Source organism: Nocardia sp. NPDC058518 (assembly GCF_042719655.1).
Classification (GTDB): Bacteria; Actinomycetota; Actinomycetes; order Mycobacteriales; family Mycobacteriaceae; genus Nocardia.
In genome coordinates this window covers 57402-61999 of the sequence record NZ_JBHXNJ010000033.1, presented here as the reverse complement: position 1 = coordinate 61999, position 4598 = coordinate 57402, and the positions used below count along the sequence as shown (strand labels likewise).

5 protein-coding genes are annotated in these 4598 nt (G+C 67.5%); 3 read left to right on the top strand and 2 right to left on the bottom strand.

Translation table 11 applies throughout. The features are described from left to right. Nucleotides 1-182: 182 nt before the first annotated feature. A complete protein-coding gene (locus tag ACFWPX_RS34575) occupies nt 183-1181 on the bottom strand; it encodes a hypothetical protein (protein WP_378921594.1) in 999 nt (332 codons plus the stop codon). An 86-nt stretch (nt 1182-1267) separates the two neighbouring features. Then, entirely contained in the window at nt 1268-1729 is a 462-nt protein-coding gene (mce, locus tag ACFWPX_RS34570) for a methylmalonyl-CoA epimerase (RefSeq protein ID WP_378932591.1), read from the bottom strand. A gap of 196 nt (nt 1730-1925) precedes the next feature. Between mce and ACFWPX_RS34565 the strand changes: the two genes are divergently transcribed. The 3 genes from ACFWPX_RS34565 (at nt 1926) to ACFWPX_RS34555 (ending at nt 4512) form a co-directional block, all read left to right on the top strand. Next, complete coding sequence (locus tag ACFWPX_RS34565; RefSeq protein WP_378921598.1) at nt 1926-3110, top strand: acetyl-CoA C-acetyltransferase; 1185 nt, start codon at nt 1926-1928, stop codon at nt 3108-3110. A 105-nt stretch (nt 3111-3215) separates the two neighbouring features. Next, complete coding sequence (locus tag ACFWPX_RS34560; RefSeq protein WP_378921600.1) at nt 3216-3584, top strand: DUF3817 domain-containing protein; 369 nt, start codon at nt 3216-3218, stop codon at nt 3582-3584. A gap of 61 nt (nt 3585-3645) precedes the next feature. Further along, entirely contained in the window at nt 3646-4512 is an 867-nt protein-coding gene (locus ACFWPX_RS34555) for a tetratricopeptide repeat protein (RefSeq protein ID WP_378932595.1), read from the top strand. Nucleotides 4513-4598 lie beyond the last annotated feature (86 nt).

Here is a 4598-nt window from a genome sequence, read left to right as displayed (position 1 = left end):
GGTTGGGCCCCCCCCGAAACGCCCATGGGCTGCCAACCAAAAAAACCCCATCGGTTATGGCCAAAAAAACCCGGGGTATAACCCACACACACACCACCACCAAAAACCCCCCCCCCCGCTTGTGTCTCCCGCGGCCCCATTCGGTTTTCCAGGTGAATGTCGTGACGAGTCCGACAGACTGATTAGTTGACGTCGGCGCTCTCGCGGTCCTCGTCGACGATGTCCTCGTCGGCGACCTCCGGGATGGCCTTGTTCTGGCGCGAGCTCGACACCGACTTGTTGCTGTTGCCGTTGCTGATCGACTTGCGCTCGGGGGTGCCGTCGAGCAGCTCGCTCTCGCGGTTGACCGCGGCGAGCATGGCGGGCACCGAGTCGAGCTGACCACGGATACCGAGCAGCTGGGCCAGGACCCGGCCGCGCAGCACGCGCATCTCCTCGGCCAGTTCCTTCGCGTGCGCGATCTTGCGCTCGGAGGTCTGGGTGGCGGAGCTGATCAGGCGGTTCGACTCATCGGTCGCGTCCTTGATCCGCTGAGCGGCCTCGGCGCGACTGGTGGCCTCGAGCTCCTCCATGGCACGGGTCAGCTTGGTGCGCCGATCGTTCATGGTGGCCTCGAAGTCCTGCTGGGTGGCCTTGCGCTTGGCCTCGGCCTCCTTGCCGAGACGTTCCACATCGGCCTGGGCGGCCTCGATGATCTTGGCGGACTCGGTGCGCGCGTTCGCGAGGGTCTGCTCGAACTCGATCTCGAGCGCCTCGCGCTTCTCCTTGGTCTCCGCGAGCAGCGACTCGTACTTGCCACGCATCTCGGTGGCCTGCTGCTCGGCGATCGACACCATCTCGGCGGCTTCGGCCTGCGCCAGCGCGCGGACCTCGGACGCTTCGTCCGAGGCCAGGCGCAGCATGCGCGAGATGCGGTCGGACATGCCTTCGGCGGTGGTCGGCGGCACGGAAAGCCGGTCGACCTCCTTGCGGAGCTCGTCGATCTCGTCACGTGCATCTTCCAGCTGGCTGGCGAGATTGCGGGCCTGCGCGGCGGCAGCGTCCCGGTCGGTGGCGGTGACGCGGAGCTCAGCGTCGAAGCGGTCGAAGTAGTTGCGCACCTCGTCTTGCGCATAACCCTTGCGCACAACGGTGAAGGGCAGTGCAACGAAGCGATTGCGATCGGACTCAGGTGACGACATGGCACACAAAATACAGCCTCGAGCGAGGCTATGGAGACTCGACCGTGATTGTGATCTCGCCGAGATTTACCGACAGTACCGGCGTACTAGTGCGTAACATCCGGGTTCGGCTCCACGAGCTCGACCAGCACACCGCCAGCATCCTTCGGATGGATGAAATTGATGCGGGAATCCGCGGTCCCGTGGCGGGGGGCTTCGTACAGCAAACGCACGCCGCGCCCGCGCAGGAAGTCCGAAACCGCCTCGATATCGGTGACCCGGTAGGCCAGCTGCTGCAGTCCGGGGCCGCTGCGGTCGATGAACTTGGCGATGGTCGACTCGGCGGTGAGCGGGGCCAGCAACTGCAGGGCGGTCGCGCGGTCGGCGGCGGCGGGGCACGACAGCATGGCCTCCACGACGCCCTGGGCCTCGTTCACCTCGCGGTGGGTCTCGACCATGCCGAGATTGTCGGTGTACCAGGCCACCGCGATGTCGAGGTCGGGCACGGCGATGCCCACGTGGTCGATGGCGATGACGTAGTCGGCGGGGATGAAGTTCTCGTTGGTCACCCCACGAAGCTAGCGCTTGTGTGTGCGAGTGGGGAGCCCGCCCGCGCGTTGTGCACGGCCGCAGCGTAGACGCAGGTACGCCGACCTGCGTGCCGGGCGCGGGCCGATACCGGTTACCGTGGAGGTCAACTCCTGAACCCGTGCGGCGATGCCGCCTGCGTCCGGCGAGGTTCGACTCAATGAATGCGAGGCTTTCGTGACCACTTCTGTCATCGTGTCCGGTGCGCGTACCCCGGTCGGTCGGCTGCTCGGCGGTCTGAAGGGCTTCAAGGCCTCGGATCTGGCCGGTGTCGCGATCAAGGCCGCGCTCGAGAAGGGCGGCGTCGCGCCCGAGCAGGTCGACTACGTGATCCTGGGCCAGGTGCTGCAGGCCGGTGCGGGGCAGCTGCCCGCGCGTCAGGCGGGCATCGCCGCGGGCATCCCGATGGATGTGCCGTCGATCCTGATCAACAAGGTCTGTCTGTCGGGCATCAACGCGATCGCGCTGGCCGATCAGCTGATCCGCGCGGGTGAGCACGAGATCGTGGTCGCCGGTGGCATGGAGTCGATGAGCCAGACCCCGCACCTGCTGCCCAAGAGCCGTGAGGGCTTCAAGTACGGCGACACCACCCTCGTCGATCACATGGCCTACGACGGCCTGCACGACGTGATCACCGACCAGGCCATGGGTCTGCTCACCGAGGATCGCAACGACCTGGACAAGGTGAGCCGCGAGGAGCAGGACGCGCTGGCCGCGGCCTCGCACCAGCGCGCTGCCGCCGCGTGGAAGAACGGTCTGTTCGAAGACGAGGTCGTGCCGGTCGCCGTGCCGCAGCGCAAGGGTGAGCCGGTCTACGTGACCGAGGACGAGGGCATTCGCGCCGACACCACCGTCGAGTCGCTTGGCAAGCTGCGTCCGGCCTTCCGCAAGGACGGCACCGTCACCGCGGGTACCGCCTCGCAGATCTCCGACGGCGCGGCCGCGGTGATCGTGATGAGCAAGGCCAAGGCCGAAGAGCTGGGTCTGGAGTGGATCGCCGAGATCGGCGCGGCCGGCCAGGTCGCCGGTCCGGATTCGACCCTGCAGGACCAGCCTGCCAACGCCATCCTCGCCGCGTGCGCGAAGGAGGGCATCACGCCCGCCGATCTGGATCTGATCGAGATCAACGAGGCGTTCGCGGCCGTCGGTGTGTCTTCGACCCGCAAGCTCGGCTTCGACCCGGAGAAGGTCAATGTCAACGGTGGCGCGATCGCCATCGGCCACCCGCTCGGCATGTCCGGCGCGCGCATCCTGCTGCACCTGGCGCTGGAGCTGAAGCGTCGCGGCGGTGGCGTCGGTGCTGCCGCGCTGTGTGGTGGTGGCGGTCAGGGCGACGCGCTGATCATCCGCGTGCCCGCCTGATCCTGTTCGACCACGAAAGCCCTGGTATTCCTCGCGAGTACCAGGGCTTTCGTTGTGACCGGTCCAACTACGTGGTGTCGTAGATCATGCTGCACAATGGGGGGCATGGGTTTCTTCGATTTGCGGTCAACGGCCAGTCGGTTCCGGTTCTTCGCGGTGCTCGAGGCACTGTCCTGGATCGGTCTGCTGACCGGTATGGCGTTCAAGTACCTGCCCGCGGAGGGCAACGAGATCGGCGTGAAGATCTTCGGACCGGTGCACGGGGTGATCTTCGTGCTGTTCGTGATCACGGCGCTGCTGGCCTCGCGCGAACTGAACTGGAACTGGAAGACCACGGTGCTGGCGCTGGCGTCGAGCATTCCGCCGCTGTTCACCGTGATCTTCGAGGTCTGGGCAGTACGCACCGGTCAGCTGGGTGAGCTGAGCGCCGACGCGAGCAAGGGCTCCGCGGCTGCCACGCCGACGGCTTCGTGACAAACTGGAAAGCGTGACTCGACCCGCTGCCCGCCGTCCTTCGCCCACCGCTGCCGCCGCCATGTCCGGTGCGGTGGATCTGTCCGCGCTGAAGCAGCCGCCCGCCGCACCCGGCGGTGCCGCTGCTCCGGCCTCGGGGAACCACACGGTCACCGAGGCGGATTTCGAAGCCAAGGTGATCCGGCGCTCGACGCAGGTGCCCGTGGTGGTCGTGCTGTTCTCGCAGCGCAGCGCGGGCAGCGTCGAGCTGGTCGGCACGCTGGAACGGTTCAACGCCGAGGACCGCGGTGCCTGGGATCTGGCCGTCATCGAGGCCGAACCCAATATGAACATCGTCCAGGCGCTGCGCGTGCAGGGCATTCCGACGGTGATCGCGGTGGCGGGCGGGCAGCCGCTGGCCGATTTCGAAGGCGCGCAGCCGGACCCGCAGGTGCGGCAGTGGCTCGACGCGGTGATGGACGCGACCGCGGGCAAGCTCGAGGGCGACCCCGACGCGGCCCCCGCCGAACCCGAGGTCGAGGACCCGCGCTTCGTCGACGCGGAGGACAAACTGTCCGAGGGTGACTTCGCCGGCGCCGAGGCGGCCTACGAGGCGATCATCGCCGAGGAGCCCGGCAACGAGGAAGCCAAGGCGGCCTTGCGTCAGCTGCGTTTCCTTACCAGGGCCCAGCAGCTCGACCCGGCCGTGGTCGCCACCGCCGACGCCGACCCGGCGAACCTGGACGCCGCGCTCGACGCCGCCGACATCGAAATGTTCGAGCAGCGCCCTGAGGCGGCCTTCGAGCGGATCATCGCGATCATCAAGCGCACCGCGGGCGATGACCGGACCACGGCACGCACCCGACTGCTCGAGTTGTTCGAGTTGTTCGACCCCGCCGAGCCCTTCGTGATCGCCGCCCGTCGTAAGCTCGCCGCCGCCCTGTACTGACACCCGACTTCGAAGCCGCCCCCCCCCGCCCACACACCCCGGCGGCGGGGGTGTGTGGTGGGGTGTGCGCCGGAGAGATAAGAACG